At 64.9% G+C, this 14,984-nt stretch carries 10 protein-coding genes; 4 read left to right on the forward strand and 6 right to left on the reverse strand.

What is annotated here, in order from left to right; all coding sequences use genetic code 11:
• From cydC to ACVZTU_RS10750, 3 genes are read right to left on the reverse strand one after another with little or no spacing between them, the layout of a single operon-like run.
• Positions 1–3,525, reverse strand: coding sequence for a thiol reductant ABC exporter subunit CydC (cydC, locus tag ACVZTU_RS10740; protein WP_482400371.1), 3,525 nt, complete (start codon positions 3,523–3,525; stop codon positions 1–3).
• Positions 3,522–4,544 carry a cytochrome d ubiquinol oxidase subunit II gene (gene cydB / locus ACVZTU_RS10745; protein WP_259358832.1) on the reverse strand — a complete coding sequence of 341 codons (1,023 nt, stop codon included), beginning with the start codon at positions 4,542–4,544 and terminating at the stop codon, positions 3,522–3,524. The genes cydC and cydB overlap by 4 nt, the downstream gene beginning before the upstream one ends.
• A 12-nt stretch (positions 4,545–4,556) precedes the next feature.
• Entirely contained in the window at positions 4,557–6,128 is a 1,572-nt protein-coding gene (locus ACVZTU_RS10750) for a cytochrome ubiquinol oxidase subunit I (RefSeq protein ID WP_172169970.1), read from the reverse strand.
• Positions 6,129–6,371: 243 nt separating this feature from the next.
• Here ACVZTU_RS10750 and ACVZTU_RS10755 point away from each other — a divergent pair, with 243 nt between their 5' ends.
• Both ACVZTU_RS10755 and ACVZTU_RS10760 read left to right on the forward strand, forming a co-directional pair.
• Positions 6,372–6,734, forward strand: a complete 363-nt coding sequence (locus ACVZTU_RS10755) for a BlaI/MecI/CopY family transcriptional regulator (protein ID WP_092013109.1) — start codon at positions 6,372–6,374, stop codon at positions 6,732–6,734.
• Positions 6,735–6,752: 18 nt separating this feature from the next.
• Positions 6,753–7,646, forward strand: coding sequence for a M56 family metallopeptidase (locus ACVZTU_RS10760; protein ID WP_482400372.1), 894 nt, complete (start codon positions 6,753–6,755; stop codon positions 7,644–7,646).
• Between the two features lie 75 nt (positions 7,647–7,721).
• Here ACVZTU_RS10760 and ACVZTU_RS10765 read toward each other — a convergent pair whose 3' ends face one another.
• Positions 7,722–9,833 carry a DNA gyrase/topoisomerase IV subunit B gene (locus ACVZTU_RS10765; RefSeq protein WP_139469783.1) on the reverse strand — a complete coding sequence of 704 codons (2,112 nt, stop codon included), beginning with the start codon at positions 9,831–9,833 and terminating at the stop codon, positions 7,722–7,724.
• A 126-nt stretch (positions 9,834–9,959) separates the two neighbouring features.
• Between ACVZTU_RS10765 and ACVZTU_RS10770 the strand changes: the two genes are divergently transcribed.
• Positions 9,960–10,808 (forward strand): N-acetylmuramoyl-L-alanine amidase, encoded by an 849-nt coding sequence (locus ACVZTU_RS10770; protein ID WP_482400373.1) that lies wholly within the window; start codon positions 9,960–9,962, stop codon positions 10,806–10,808.
• Positions 10,809–10,892: 84 nt separating this feature from the next.
• On the opposite strand, the gene ACVZTU_RS10775 is transcribed toward ACVZTU_RS10770, so the two are convergent.
• A complete protein-coding gene (locus ACVZTU_RS10775) occupies positions 10,893–12,323 on the reverse strand; it encodes an RNA polymerase sigma factor (RefSeq protein ID WP_482400374.1) in 1,431 nt (476 codons plus the stop codon).
• Positions 12,324–12,646: 323 nt separating this feature from the next.
• Entirely contained in the window at positions 12,647–13,819 is a 1,173-nt protein-coding gene (locus tag ACVZTU_RS10780) for a DUF4192 family protein (protein WP_482400375.1), read from the reverse strand.
• Positions 13,820–14,114: 295 nt separating this feature from the next.
• Between ACVZTU_RS10780 and ACVZTU_RS10785 the strand changes: the two genes are divergently transcribed.
• Positions 14,115–14,867: a spermidine synthase gene (locus ACVZTU_RS10785; RefSeq protein ID WP_248284067.1), complete on the forward strand. Its 753-nt coding sequence runs from the start codon at positions 14,115–14,117 to the stop codon at positions 14,865–14,867.
• The last annotated feature ends 117 nt before the right edge of the window (positions 14,868–14,984 follow it).

A 14,984-nucleotide genomic window follows, 5' to 3' on the forward strand; every position in this document is an offset into this window, starting at 1 on the left:
TCAGACTCTCGAGTGTTCGCCCTCGGGGTCGCGTGTGCCGAGGTCCGCTGCACCCGGTTCGACTGTGCCGAGGTCGACGACCTCATCGCCGTCCGAGATCAGTCTCCTGTCATGGGTGACCATGACGACCGTGCGGTCGCCCAGGCTCCCGCGGAGATCGTCGATGAGCAGCCGAGCCGTCTCATCGTCCAAGTGCGCCGTCGGTTCGTCGAGGACGATCACATCGGCTCCGGTCAGCAGGGTTCTGGCCACCGCCAAACGCTGTCGCTGACCGCCGGAGATCTCCGCTCCGTGGTCGCCGACCCACCGGTCGAGCCCCGCGGAGTCGGCCCAGTCGCTCAGTCCTGCCGCTCTCAGCACGGAGATCATCTCGTCGTCCCCGGGGACCGACCGCCCGGCGAGTGCGAGATTGCCGCGCACTGTGGAGCGGAAGACGTGTGCCTCCTGAGGGCACCAGGCGATTCGGCCGACGAGGTCTTCGGGTGAGCAGGTGAGCATATCGTGGTCGGTCCCGCTCCGGTCACGGGCACGGTAGCTGCCGGACCAGGGGTCGAGGAACCGCAGGAGCACACTCAGGCTCGTCGTCTTACCGGTTCCGCTGTCACCGCACAGCACGGTCCAACTGCCGCGTTGAGCTCTCAGGTCCAGTCCTGCGACGATAGCCTGATCGTCCCATCCGACGGTGATCTCATCGAATTCGAGGGCGTCGATGCCGACGAGCTCGACCGGGCCAGAGCGGCGCGACGAGTCGTCGCTCTCGCCGGTCGTCGTTCCGGCAGCAGGAGCCTGCACTTCGACGTCGAGTCCCGAGTCCTCGGCTTCGCGGTCCGCCGCACTGTCCGCATTGGGCAGACAGTCCAGTGCCGACCCCAGGGCGGGCAGCTGGCGGAACGCTTCGAGTGCCGAAGCGAACACTTCGCCCAGGCCCAAGGCCATGAGGGAGAGCACCGCGACGATCTCGGTCGGAGCATCCGTGGACACCGCCAGGATGACTGCGGTGGTGAACGTGCTCAGCTGCAGCCACAGTTGGGCGAGCCCGAAGTTGCGGGCAGAGGCCTTCTGCTTCTTCTCGAGGTCGGCCTCCAAGTCGGCCAACAGGCCGAGGACCGCAGAGTCGACCCGGTTCGTGCGCAGGTCGTCCTTTGCGTACAGAGCGCGAGTGAGCACGGACAGGATCCGGTTGCGGTCCTCCCTGATTCCGTACGCCAACCGGCTCTCTGCCCGGATGACGAGAATCGGGACGATGACGAGGTTGACGGCGCCCACCAGGATGAACCAGACCAGTGACCTCACGTCGAGAAGTGCTGCGGTGATGCTCACGCCGATGACGACCATGGTGGAGACGAAAGGCGGGAACAGAGTCCGGGGCACCAGGTCGCGGACGTCGTCGGCGTCGGCGACCATGGCGCGCAGCGCCGAATCCGAGGTCAGCAGCCGCCGATCACTCATGCCGACGCGCTCGAAGTGCTCCCACAGCCGTGTGCGCAGTTTCGTGAGCGCGGCGAAGATCGCCGAGTGGAGTCTCAGCCGACTGGCGTAGAGCAGCACGGAGCGGCTGAGTCCGAAGAATCGCACACCGACGATGGCGACCATGAGCAGCATGATCGGCGGCTGGTACGAAGCTTCGACGATGAGCCATGCGGAGACGGCAGTCAGAGCGATGGCCGCGAGGCTGGACGCGCAGGCGGTGAGCGCGGCCACCAGCATGGTCGGGGTGAACAGCGGCAGGCTCGAGCCCAGTATCGACCAGCGACGTCGCAGTGCAGCTGTCCAGGACTCGCCTCCGGAGTGCTGCGTCGAGACATCCGGGTGCCGCTCGACGTCGGACCGAGGCCCGGGCTCGCTGCCCGAACCCGTCCGTTCCGCCGGAGCGGGAACTTCAGTCCGCGCCCTTGTTGCAGGAACCTCGGCGGCGTCGGTTCGGGCCTGATCCGCGATCACGGTCGACTTTGATTCCGCTGGTGCACCGTTCTCTGCCGCTTCAAAGTGCGTCTTCTCCGGGCGGATCTCTGTGTCGGCCAGCGCGCGAACCTGTTCGTCATGGCTGGCGAGGATCACGCGGTGGGTGGCGGCCGCCTCGGCGATCATGTCGATGACGATGGCGGCATTGTCGGCGTCGAGGTGGGCGGTCGGTTCGTCGAGGACGAGCAGCTCGGCCCCGTCACCGAGGCGGTGCCGCACTCGCACGAGGGCCAGCCGACGCTGTTGGCCGGGGCTCAGCGCCGCCGTCTGCACACGCAGATCGGTGGGCAGTTCGGCGGCGGACAGGGCCGTCTGAGCTTGGTCGTCGTCGAGTCCGAAGAGTGCCAGTTCGGCGCCGATGGTCTCGGCGAACATGCGTGGAGCCTGCGGCACGTAGGCCGCGCTCATCGGATCGGCGGTGGTGTGCGCGTCGGCAGGCAGACTGCCGACCAGCGCACCGAGCACGGTCGACTTGCCGGTTCCGGACCGGCCGCTGATCGTCGTCACTCCCGGCCGGGTGTCGATGTCGCCCGACCACGTGATGAGTGTGCCGTCGGCATAGCGAACCCACTGGTCCCCCGGCCAGCCGAAGGCATCGAGCGCGCGTGCCCCCGCAGCCGCCGACGGCGTCTCCGCAGCTGCCGACCGAGTCTCCGACAGCAGCGACCGGGCTCTCTCACGAGCTTCGCGTCCGTTCTCGCTCGCATGATAGCCGGCCCCGAGCTCCCGCAGAGGGATGAAGCATTCGGGCGCGATGAGCAGGACCAACAGGCCATCGCCCAGCTCCATCGTCCCGTTGACCAGGCGCAGACCGATGACCACGGCCACGAGCGCCACCGAGATCGTGGCGATGAGCTCGAGCGCCAAACTGGAGAGGAACGCGATGCGCAGCGTCGTGAGGTTCGCCTGATGGTAGCGCTCCCCCAGTTCCCGCAGCCGGCGCGCGTGATCGCGAGAACGGCCGAGGCCGATGAGGACGGGCAGCCCCTCGGCGAGTTCGGCCAGGTGATCCGACAGCCGTTCCAGAGCCCCCATGGTCTCCGAGGTCGACTCTGCCGTGTAGCGGCCGATGAGCACCATGAACATCGGCACCAACGGCAGGCACACCGCGATGATGACCGCCGAGAGGACATCGCTGAAGACGATGCGCACCAGCAGCACGATGGGCACCACCGCGGCCGCGGTCAGGGCCGGCACCACCGTGGTGAAGTAGTCATCGAGATCGTCGATTCCGCGGGTGACCGTGACCGCCGCATTCGTCCGCGGGCGTCCCCGTCCGCGCAGCAGACCGGAGAGGATCGAGCGCCGCAGACCCTGTTTCGAAACGGCTGCCAGGCTGGTGCCCAGACTGCGGTCGAGCCAGAGTCCGCCGCCGCGCAGCAGCGCGCCGAGGGCGCCGAGGACCACCCACAGCCCGGGCGCGCTGTGGCCTATGATGGCTCTCACCAGGGCTTCGGCGATGAGGACGATTCCCACCGACCGGCACAGGGCGGAGAGCACCGACAGTGCCAACCCCCGCCGACCGGTGGGCAGCTCGAGCAGGATCGACAGGGGTGAGCTCACGATCGGATCGCCACCGGCAGCTTGTGAGCTTCGGGGATGTGGGTCTCGGCGATGCGGCCGAGGAACATCCGGTAGCTGAAGATCTGGTAGGCGATGATGATCGGCAGGATCACGATCGTCACGATGAGCATGACGTTCAAGGTGTAGTCCGACGAGGATGCCGCAGCGATCGTCAGCGAGTTCGCCGGGTCGATCGTCGAGGGCAGGACGTTCGGGAAGACACCGGCGAAGACGGCGGTCAGACCGGCGATGAGATAGATCCCGTGCAGGATGAAGGCGCGCTTCTCGGCACCGGCGCGGACCGCGACGAACGCGAAGATGAGAGCGACGATCGCAACGAGCACCGGCACGATGAGCCAGGTCCGCTGGGTGATCGAGGAGGCGAACCAGATGAGGAACGGAATCGCGGCCGGCAGCATGATCCGACCGGCCCATTGCCGCGACCGCGCCCGGACCTCGCCCTGAGTCTTGAGACCGAGGAAGATGAGCCCGTGGGCCAGGGAGAAGCCGAGCCCGCCGAGTCCGCCGGCGAGAGCCGGCCACGACATCCAGGCGAAGGCACCGCCGATCATGTCGCCATGATCATTGAGCGGCAGCCCGATGGTCGTCAGTGCGAGCATCGCACCGATGCAGAAGGCTGTTCCGGCCGATCCCACGGCCAGAGCCCAGGTCCAGAAGGTCTTCCACCTCTCCGAGTGCCCTTTGCCGCGGTATTCGATGGCCACGGCGCGGAAGATCAGCGCGAGCAGGCAGATGGTCAGTGGAATGTAGAGCGCGGAGAACAGTGAAGCGTACCAGTGTGGGAATGCGGCGAACATCGCTCCGGCCGCGGTGATCAGCCAGACCTCGTTGCCTTCCCAGACCGGACCGATCGAGTTGAGCAGAACGCGCTTGCTGCGTTCGCTGCGGCTGAGGAAGGGCATCATCATGCCCACGCCGAGGTCGAAGCCGTCGAGGAACAGGTATCCCATCCAGAGCACGACGATGAGGACGAACCAGATTGTGGCGAGGATTTCCATCGTGACCTTCCCTCAGTACGCGAACGACAGGACGTCGTCGCCGTTGTCGGTGATCGTGGGTTTCGTATTCGTCTGGTCGAGTTCGGGCATCGCCGAGGCGACTCCCCCCTTGACGTATTTCGTGATCAGCCGCAGTTCGACGACCATCAGAATTCCGTAGACGGAGGTGAGACTGATCAGTGAGAACAGCAGCATCGCCGGTGTCACCTCGGGTGACAGCGCCGCCTGGGTGTACATGTACACTCCGTCGAGCTGAGCCGGGTTCGGTGCGACGACGAAGGGCTGGCGTCCCATTTCGGTGAAGATCCATCCTGCCGAATTCGCGAGGAACGGTGCCGTGATGGCCAGGACGAATCCGCGGCTGAGCCATTTCGACTCGGGCACCGTGCCCTTGCGGGCCAGCCACAGTCCGATGACGCAGACGCCGGCGGCCAGGGCGCCGAAGCCGATCATCATGCGGAAGCCCCAGTAGGTGACGATCATGATCGGCTGGTAGTCGATGGGCTCGCCGGCATGGTCGCCGTACCGCGGGTCGTCGGGGATATGCGTGCCGTAGCGCTCCTGGTATTCAGGCAGCAGCGTCGTCACACCGTGGACCGGGGTGTCGAAGTCGCCGTTGGCCAGGAAGGACAGCAGACCGGGGATCTCGAAGATGTTCTGCACTCCGTCGCAGTCGTTCGACGACGGATCGGCGATCGTGAGGACGGAGAATTGGGTGCCGTCGTGGCAGGCCGCCTCGGCGGAGGCCATTTTCATGGGCTGCTGGTCGAACATCAGCTTGGCTTGGACGTCACCGGTGATCGAGACGCCGGCGAAGGCGAGGACGCCGACGATCGCGCCGATGCGCAGGGATTTGATCCACACCGCATGATCCGTCTTGTCCCGTCCTGGAAGCTCCTTCGAAGAGCCCACGATGACCTTGCCGTCGGCACCGACGGTGTCGATTCCGGCCTTGCGCCGGTGGTAGAGGTGGTACCAGGAGATGCCGAGGAGGAAGGATCCGCCCACTGCCAGGGCGCCGAAGATCGTATGCGTGAAGGCGGCGATGGCGGTGTTGTTGCCGAGGACCGCCCAGACGTCGGTCATCACGGGCCGGCCGTCGACCATTTCGACGCCGACGGGATGCTGCATCCAGGAGTTCGCGACGATGATGAAGTAGGCCGAGATCCATGTGCCGATGACGGCCAGCCACAGCGAGCCGAGGTGCACCGCCCGCGGCAGTCGGCCCCAACCGAAGATCCACAGGCCGAGGAAGGTCGATTCGAGGAAGAACGCCAGCAGGGCCTCCAACGCAAGGGGCGCGCCGAAGACGTCGCCGACGAAGCGGGAGTATTCGCTCCACGCCATGCCGAACTGGAATTCCTGGACCAGGCCGGTGGCCACGCCCATGATGAAGTTGATGAGGAAGAGCTTGCCGAAGAACTTCGTGCTCCGCAGGTACACCTCGTTGCCGGTGCGATGGTAGATGGTCTGCAGGACCGCCACGAGCATGCCGAGTCCCAGGGTCAACGGCACCATCCAGAAGTGGTAGACCGTTGTGATTCCGAATTGCCACCGTCCGATGAGGACCGGGTCCAGCTCCATGGGTGCTCCATTCAGGTTTCACGCGAGCAATGTTTCTACGTCACGTAGAATTCTACAGTTCGTAGAAACCCCGCCCGAGTGGTTTCATCATTCAAGACTCCCGGTTCCAAGCATGCTCTCGAACAAGCTCCCCTGACCAGGCCCACCCCTCTGCCGATACACACGCGCCTATGTGGAATTCGACAGGCTGTAGAGATATACTGGAGCGATCAGACCGACAACGAAATTGAGGGCGAAAGAACTGTGGGAACACTGGGTGAACTCGAACGCAGCGTCATGGACGCCATCTGGGTCCACGACGACGGGTTGAGTGCCGCCGAACTCCGCGAAGTCCTCTCGGATCGCGAGCTCGCGCTGACAACGGTCCATACTGTCCTGTCTCGACTCGAGAAGAAGGGCTTCGTCACTCGCGATCGCAGCATCCGTCCGCATCGCTATGTCGCGGTTTCGACACGTGAGGATCACGTAGCGGAGCTGATGACCGAGATGCTGTCTCAGGCACCGGATCGTCAGGCTGTCCTCGCTCGCTTCCTCGGCACCGTCTCGGAGGCCGACACCAAGGCGCTGCGCAATCTGCTCGGGCGCAATCACTCGACGCAGTCCTGACTCAGGCCGGTCACCTCAATGACCATCGTGGGAATCGTTCTGGCCGTGCTGGCTTTTCTGCTGGCATGGCCTATTCCTGCGGCCCTCGCGCGTTTCCGCGGTGACCCGATCTCAGAGGTCGTCCTCTGGCAGGCTGTCGGACTCTCCGGAGGACTCTCCCTCATCGGCGCTGCGCTCGCCTTCGCGGTCGCCCCGGGGACCACGAGTCTCCCGCAGGGACTCTTCGACCTCATCCGGGGCAAGGACCACACTCAGCTCTCACTCTTAGCCTGGATCTTCCTCGTCATCGCCGTGCTCCTCATCGGTCGGCTGCTCGGCTGCCTGGTCCTGACCCTCTATTCGGCTCGGCAGACCCGCCTGCGCCACGACGAGATCCTGCATCTGCTCAGCGAACCGTCGATCGCCTATCCCGACACGCGCATCATCACCACCGATGAGGCCGTCGCCTACTGCCTGCCCAAGGGGCCGCGGAAGGGCACTGCCGTTCTGTCGACCGGTCTGCTCAAGGCCCTCGACGAGGATGAGCGCACCGCTGTCATCGCCCATGAGCGGGCGCATCTGGATTTCCGGCACGATGTGCTCGTCATCCCCTTCGCCGCCTGGCATCGGGCCCTGCCGTACTTCTCGGCCACGGCGATCGGGTTGAACTCGGTGAATCGGCTCATCGAGCTCATGGCCGATGATCAGGCCCGCGACCATGTCGATCCGCAGATCCTGGCTCAGGCAGTGAGATCGGCCGCCGCGATCAGCCCCGACCACCGAAGCGATCTGTCCGCTCAGCGCATCCAGCGCCTGTCGCATCCCCTGGATTCGGCGCGGATCCCCGTGCGGCTGATGTCGATCGGACTGGCCGTTCTGCTGCTGCTCCTGCCGACCCTGCTCATCGTCACACCGTCCTCATTCGGCATCTGAGCCCGGACCGATTCTCGGTCCGGGCTCAGATCTGTCGGTGCTGACTCAGCATCGGTGCTGACTCAGCAGTCGAGGTCAGCTGTCGATGCGTTCGGCATCGAGGACGGCAGCGCCGGAGACGATGAATTCCTTGCGCGGCCCGACCGATGATCCCATGAGGAGCTCGAAGGTGTTCTCCGCCATCTCGGCATCCGCCATCGTCACTCGACGCAGGGTGCGCATGCTCGGGTCCATGGTCGTCTCGGCCAGCTGATCGGCATCCATCTCGCCGAGGCCCTTGTACCGCTGGATCGGCTCCTTGTAGGTCTTCTTCTGCTTCTCGAGCTTCTTCAGCAGAGCGTGGAGCTCGGCTTCGGTGTAGGTGTAGACGATGTCGTTGGGCGTTCCGCGCTTCGTCACGACCTCGACTCGGTGCAGCGGAGGCACGGCCGCGAAGACGCGACCGGCCTCGACCAGCGGCTTCATGTACCGGAAGAACAGAGTCAGCAGGAGAGTGCGGATATGCGCTCCGTCGACATCGGCGTCTGTCATGATGATGACTCGGCCGTACCGTGCAGCGTCGATATCGAAGCTGCGCCCGGAGCCGGCGCCGATGACCTGGATGAGCGCTGAGCATTCGACATTGGCGAGCATGTCGGCCAGAGTCGCCTTCTGCACGTTGAGGATCTTCCCGCGGATGGGGAACAGCGCCTGATGGTCGGAATTGCGAGCGGCCTTCGCCGTACCCATCGCCGAGTCTCCCTCGACGATGAACAGCTCCGTGTTCTCCACCCCGTTGTCACGGCAGTCGTAGAGCTTCGCCGGCAGCGAAGAGGCTTCCAGCGCGGTCTTCCGTCGCTGGTTCTCCTTGTGGGTGCGGGCGGAGATGCGTGACTTCATCTCGGCCACGACTTTCTCCATGAGCACGGCGGCCTGCTGCTTCTCAGCACGCTTGGTCGAGGCAAGCACCTCGCCGAGCTGAGACTCCACGGTCTTCGCCACGATCTGTCGCACTGCCGCGGTGCCGAGGACCTCCTTGGTCTGCCCTTCGAACTGGGGTTCGGCCAGCTGCACGGTGACGACGGCGGTGATGCCGGCGAGCACATCGTCCTTCTCGAGCTTGTCCTTGCCGACCTTGAGCTTGCGTGCGTTGGCGTCGACGGCCTTGCGCATCGCCTTCAGGCAGGCCTGTTCGAACCCGGCGAGGTGTGTGCCGCCCTGTGGAGTGGCGACGACGTTGACGAAGGACTTCAGCTTCGTGTCGTAGCCGGTCCCCCAGCGCAGAGCGATATCGACGCCGACCTCGCGTTCGACTTCCTTGGACTCGAGGTGACCCGAGGAATTGAGGACCGGGACGGTCTCCTTGAAGGTGCCGGTGTTCTGCAATCGCCAGGTGTCGGTGATCGGCGGGTCGATGGAGAGGTGATCGACGAATTCGGTGATTCCGCCGTCGAACTTGAAGACCTCTTCGCGCTCCTCGATGACGGCACCGGTCTCGTCACGGGCGACACCGCGACGATCGACGATGCGCAGCTCGAGACCGGGCACGAGGAATGCGGTCTGACGGGCGCGTTCGACCAGATGCGGGTAGTCGAACTGAGCCCTGGACAGGAAGATCTGCGGATCGGCCCAGTACTGGACCCGAGTGCCGGTGGCGCCGCGTTTGGCCTTGCCGACGATGTCGAGGCCGGTCGGCTCCTGGAAGGCCTCGAAGGGGTTGTCGGGGCTCGCTGTGCCGGAGGAGTCGTCGAAGCGTCCGGGAACGCCTCGGCGGAAGGACATCTTGTGCACCTTCGATCCGCGGGTGACCTCGACGTCGAGGCGAGCGGACAGGGCGTTGACGACCGAGGCGCCGACTCCGTGCAGTCCGCCCGAAGCAGCGTAGGAGGAGCCGCCGAACTTTCCGCCGGCATGGAGCTTGGTCATGACGACTTCGACGCCGGTCAGCCCGGTCTTCGGTTCGATGTCGACGGGGATGCCGCGGCCCTTGTCGGTGACGGCCACCGATCCGTCAGCGGCGAGTTCGATGAGGATCTCTGAACCGTGTCCTCCGAGCGCCTCGTCGACGGAGTTGTCGATGACCTCCCACAGACAGTGCATGAGTCCACGGGAATCGGTCGTGCCGATGTACATGCCGGGTCGCTTGCGAACCGCCTCAAGACCGGACAGGACGGACAGGTGCCTGGCGCCGTAGCTTTCGTCTTCCACACAATTCCTCTCGTTCGATTAAATTCTAATCGCTGCGCGCTCAGGACCCTATTCCCTCGGGCTCGTGTCGGGAATGCATCCGGTCGACCCCGACCATGGGCACGCCTTTGCTGAAACAATGGAGTCATGCCGCATCGCCTCCTCGTCCCAAGTCTCCTTCTCACCGCCGCTCTCAGCCTGCCCGGACTGGCGGCCTGCTCCCAGGACGCAGGTGCCCCCGAACGAACGAGTCAGGCGGCCGAGACAACCGACGCGTCTCCGACTGCCGGCAACGGTGCGGACGGAGGCGACGACGCGAAGTCGGGCACCGCCTCGGCGAAGGAGGAAGGAACGGATCTGAAAGGGAAGGTCATTGCGATCGATCCGGGACACAATGGCGGAAATGCGGACCATCCGGAGAAGATCAACCGGCAGGTTCCGGACGGGCGCGGCGGAACGAAGGCCTGCAACACCACGGGCACCTCGACGAACTCCGACTATCCGGAGTCCGATTTCACCTGGGCCGTGGCGAAGAAGCTGGAGAAGTCGCTGACCGACGCCGGAGCCGAGGTCGTGCTCAGCCGGAAGGACAACGCAGGAGTCGGACCGTGCGTGGACGAGCGCGGAAAGTTCGCCGACGACGCGGACGCGCTGGTGAGCATCCATGCCAACGGCAGCGAGTCGAGTTCGGTGAAGGGCTTCCACATCATCGTCGCCGATCCCGGTGAGGACGAGAAGACCGAGAAGGCCTCCGGGGAACTGGCGAAGTCCGTGGGGAGTTCGATGGGCGAGGAGTTCACCCCGAACAGGGCCTATGGAAAGGATGCGATCAGCCGTCGCCCGGATCTGGCCGGGTTGAACAACGCATCGGTTCCCGCCGTCATCGTCGAATGCGGAGAGATGCGCAACCCGTCGGAGGCAGAGCTCATGGAGTCGAAATCCGGGCAGAGGAAATACGCCGACGCCCTGTTCGAAGGCATCGTCGACTGGTTCTGACCCGTGAATGCCGAACGCCCCTGGGACGATCCCAGGGGCGTTCGCATCTGACTGATCCGGCTCGTGCACCGGCCGAGTTCAGACTCAGTCGAGGTAGTCGCGCAGCACCTGCGAGCGGGACGGGTGACGCAGCTTGGCCATCGTCTTCGACTCGATCTGGCGGATGCGCTCACGGGTGACGCCGTAGACCTTGCCGATCTCGTCGAGGGTCTTCGGCTGACCGTCGTTGAGTCCGAAACGCATGGACACCACTCCCGCTTCACGTTCCGAGAGCGTGTCGAGCACGGAGTGCAGCTGCTCCTGGAGGAGGGTGAAGCTCACCGAGTCCGAGGGCACAACTGCCTCGGAGTCCTCGATGAGGTCGCCGAACTCCGAGTCGCCGTCTTCACCGAGCGGGGTGTGCAGCGAGATGGGCTCGCGACCGTACTTCTGGACCTCGACGACACGCTCGGGTGTCATGTCGAGTTCCTTCGCGAGCTCTTCCGGGGTCGGTTCGCGACCGAGGTCCTGCAGCATCTGGCGCTGCACGCGGGCGAGCTTGTTGATGACCTCGACCATGTGCACCGGAATGCGGATCGTCCGAGCCTGGTCGGCCATCGCGCGGGTGATGGCCTGGCGGATCCACCACGTGGCGTAGGTCGAGAACTTGAAGCCCTTCGTGTAGTCGAACTTCTCGACGGCGCGGATGAGGCCGAGGTTGCCTTCCTGGATGAGGTCGAGGAACAGCATTCCGCGGCCGGTGTAGCGTTTGGCCAGGGACACGACGAGTCGGAGGTTGGCTTCCAACAGATGGTTCTTCGCGATGCGACCGTCGTGGATGATCCACTTGTAGTCCATCGTTTCGCGCGGGTCGGTCACCTCTCCGCCGTCTAGCAGATGCTCGGCGTACATTCCGGCTTCGATGCGCTTGGCGAGATCGACCTCTTCGGCGGCGTTGAGCAGGGCCACCTTGCCGATCTGCTTGAGGTAGTCCTTGACCGGGTCTGCGGTCGCACCGGCGGAGACAACCTGCTGAGCGGGCGCGTCCTCTTCGTCTGCATCGGAGACGATGAAGCCACCGGCCTCGGCCACGGCGGCATTCTTCTCCTTCTCTTCCGAGTTCTTCGTCTCGGTCGCCTCGGCGGGGCTCTCCTCTGTGGCCAGAGCGTCCGCGGCCGGTTCGACTTCCTCGGTGGTGTCGATATCGTCGTCGGCCTTCTTCGCCTTGGTCGCCTTCTTGGCTTCCTTGGCGGCGGTGGCCTTCGTCGTGGTCTTCGCCGGAGCAGCCGTCGACTTCGCAGCAGTCGTCTTCTTCGACGCAGCCGTCTTCTTCGACGCAGCCGTCTCGGTCTTTGCGGCAGTCGACTTCGCAGTCGCCGACTTCGCGGTCGCTGTCTTCTTGGCTCCGGCAGCGGTCGTCTTCTTCGCAGTGGACTTCGACGCCGCAGTGGTCTTGGATCCACCGGTCGAGGTCGTGCCGGCCGTTCCCTCCGACTTCTCCGTCACCGTTGTGGATTCCTTGTCGACTCTGGGCACGTGTTCACCTTTCGCGAGCGTTGAAACTTCCCCATGCATTCGGACAGTACTAAGACCCAAGTCAAGTGGTCCGCGTGCGGTCCGGGGCGAACGCAGAGTTCGCCCATCATGCAATGACTGGGTCAACGCTTAATTTTCTCACGTTATTCCCCGCTTTGCGAATCGGCCGTCGAAGACTCCGGGACGATCCGTCCGGCCTGTCCCCGACAACAATGTGACCTGCGAATCTGTTCCCCTCGCCTCCCCCTCGCGTTGATCTCGCCGAGGCGGCCGACCGTCCGCATCGGGGAGGCCGACCGTCCGCGCCGTACACGGCGGCCCGATCAGATGGTCGTACGCTGAGTCTCCGTCAGCCAGCGGGGCAGGCACCCCATATCGACCGCGCTGACGATGAGTTCGGCCAGCCCGTGTTCGGCTTCGAGCCCGAGGGCGGCACGGGCATAGTTCAGCGCCATCGTCGATCCGCCCAGAGACCATTCGAACCAGGCGATGACGGCATAGGTGTTGGCTCTGGCCCGCGGGTGGCCGGCCTGCAGGTAGTCCTTGAGGAAGGCGATGGTGAGCATGATGTCGCGTGGCCTGGGCGCACGCGCTGAGAGCCCGACGAGCTGTTGAGCCGCCTGTGCTTGGGCAACCACACGGCGGCTCATCACGATGAGTTCGTCACCGTCGAGTCCCTTGACCAGGGAGGGTGGGAAGTCTGGGTGGTCGAAGCTGAGGATCATCTCGAGTGCGTCGCGCGACCATTTCTCGACGAGCAGGGTATCGAGCGCCATCACGGTGGGCAGGTCCATGAGGTCGTGGATGCGCGCCTCGTCGATCGTGTCCTCCTCGCACCGCATGGCGTCCAGGCGCGGGTAGACCTCGGCGAGGATCGCGAAGGCCTCGTCCGTGCCCATCCACTCCTCGGCATGTCCGCGACGACTGTCGGCGAAGGCTTCGGCGGGCATCGGGGCGATGACGAGATCCTCCGGATCGCTGACTGGGTTGGATCCGCCGGCGACGAGTTCCGTGGCACACGCCGAGGTGGTTGCCTCGATCAGCGGTGTGCAGTCATAGCCGTCCTCATCGATGCGGCCGAAATGCTCTTGGTTGACCCACCATGCGCTGAGGGTGTCGACGCTTCTGGCGGCGAAGGTGATGGCCAGTTCGTCGATCGCCGCTCGGATGAGGCCACGGTGGACCTCCGCGTATTCGGCGTCTGCACCGGCGCCGAAAGCGCTGACCGGCTGATAGTCGTCATCATAGAGAACGAGGAAGACCCCGGCGACCGTACCGGCGCGCATGACGAGGTCGGCGTACCAGCCGCCGCCTTCGGACAGTGTCTGCGCCGCGCTCTCACGGTCGAAATCGATGCGCAACGTGGTCGAACTGGTCTGGGACCCGTTGAGCTCGGTGCCGACGATGACAGCGACGAGGCTGCGACGCGGAGTGTACCCGAGAGTATGGGGGATGATCCCGATGATGTCCTCGGGTGTGCGGGCCGGTGTCTTCACTGCGTCCTCCTTGATCAGTTCGGAACCAGCCGGTGCGGAGCGGTTCCCGTGCCTGAGGCGAGGCCCATGCCTGGGATGGGCTGCCTGTCTGGGTACCCACTTCAACCGATCCCGCAGCCGTTCCTCCAGATCCTGGTCTGCGCCTGTGGACGGACCGCACGGGTCCACAGCGCTCTGATGGACGAGTGACATCCGTCATCCCCACGAGAACCCGGGCCGAATTGCCTCACACGCCTTACTGGCATACAAGTGAGGGGTGGCGAAGAGACGGATATACACAGCTCCTGGTTCTCAAGTGGTCGACATCTCGACGGGTGAAGCCCGGTTGGAGAAGCTCGACGGTGAGGCCGATTCCTATGTGCTCCACGTCAATGGGGTCCCTTCTTCGTCGATCACGCTCGGCGATCCGCAGCGACTGGACTTCGAGTACCTGGACTGGATGCGACGCATCATCGACGTTCAACTCCCTGACCGGACGCTGCGGGCCGCACACATCGGTGCCGCCGGCTGTGCCCTGGCCCGGGCGCTGAACTCGGCACGACCGGGGTCCAAGCAGACGGCGATCGACATCGATGCCAAGCTGCTCGACTACGCTCGCGACTGGTTCGACCTGCCCCGCTCCCCCGCCCTGGCGCTGCGAGCCGGCGATGGAGCGGTGGAGATCGGCAAGTTCCGGCCCGATGCCCTCGACGTCCTCGTCCGCGACGCCTTCGACCACGACTCGGTTCCTGCGTCTCTGCAGATTTCGGAGTTCTTCGCCTCCTGCGCCGAGGCGGTCAAGGACTCCGGAATCTACGTCGCCAATGTGCCTGACTCAGGTGACCACCGCGTCCTCCGGTCCGAACTCCGCAGCCTCGGCGACCACTTCGCCCATCTTGCCGCAGCCACGGAACCGGCGATCCTCAAGGGACGTCGACGCGGAAACGTCGTCGTCCTCGCCTCCAATACTCCCCTCGACACGGGCGGGCTCGACCGCAGTCTGCGCACCGCCGCCTCCTCAGCGACCTTCCTGGCGGGAGCAGAACTGCGCTCCAGGTTGGGCCTCTGATCTTCACGAGATCGGGACTCTGACCTTCACGTCGGCACCGGCCGCCTCTCGGGTCCCACGCTCCTGCACTTTCCGACCCAGCTGGCTCTTCTCCCCTCGCCCTGCTGACCCGGCTGG

The sequence above is a fragment of the Brevibacterium sp. OS20 genome, from assembly GCF_056837565.1.

Coding starts and splice junctions, on each gene's coding strand:
- cydB (WP_259358832.1), bottom strand. CDS start 4,544: ATGGAAATCCTCGCCACAATCTGGTTCGTCCTCATCGTCGTGCTCTGG.
- ACVZTU_RS10750 (WP_172169970.1), bottom strand. CDS start 6,128: ATGGAGCTGGACCCGGTCCTCATCGGACGGTGGCAATTCGGAATCACA.
- ACVZTU_RS10760 (WP_482400372.1), top strand. CDS start 6,753: ATGACCATCGTGGGAATCGTTCTGGCCGTGCTGGCTTTTCTGCTGGCA.
- ACVZTU_RS10770 (WP_482400373.1), top strand. CDS start 9,960: ATGCCGCATCGCCTCCTCGTCCCAAGTCTCCTTCTCACCGCCGCTCTC.